This window comes from Shewanella sp. AS16 (genome assembly GCF_021412365.1).
Taxonomy (GTDB): domain Bacteria; phylum Pseudomonadota; class Gammaproteobacteria; order Enterobacterales; family Shewanellaceae; genus Shewanella; species Shewanella salipaludis.
Genome location: NZ_JAKCLK010000348.1, coordinates 1 through 286, shown reverse-complemented (window position 1 = coordinate 286; position 286 = coordinate 1). Strand labels below are relative to the sequence as shown.

Below are 286 nucleotides of genomic sequence, written 5' to 3'. Positions count from 1 at the left end.
GTACAGGTTTTCACTGTACAGCGTATGCGCCAGCGCCAGTTGCAGCGGCACGTCAGTTTGCGGGTTAACCGCAATGTGCTTCACATGCTCGCGCCCCAGATACTCATGGGTGGATGTAACAACCGGATCGATGCTGATGACCTCAATTTCACCGGCGGCGACTTTCGCTTTCAACTGCTCGTAATATTCATAAACATCGTGATCCGGGCACCACCAGTTCGCCTGCTGGTTTTTCAGCAAATCGGAGCCCCACAGCACAATGGTTTTGCTATTCTGCAATACCAGC

General features: G+C 52.4%; 1 protein-coding gene. It reads right to left on the bottom strand.

Annotation, left to right across the window (positions count from 1 at the left end; all coding sequences use genetic code 11):
- The coding region (locus LZP73_RS20595; protein ID WP_234236834.1) for a molybdopterin-dependent oxidoreductase at positions 1 to 286 on the bottom strand (286 nt) is incomplete at both ends.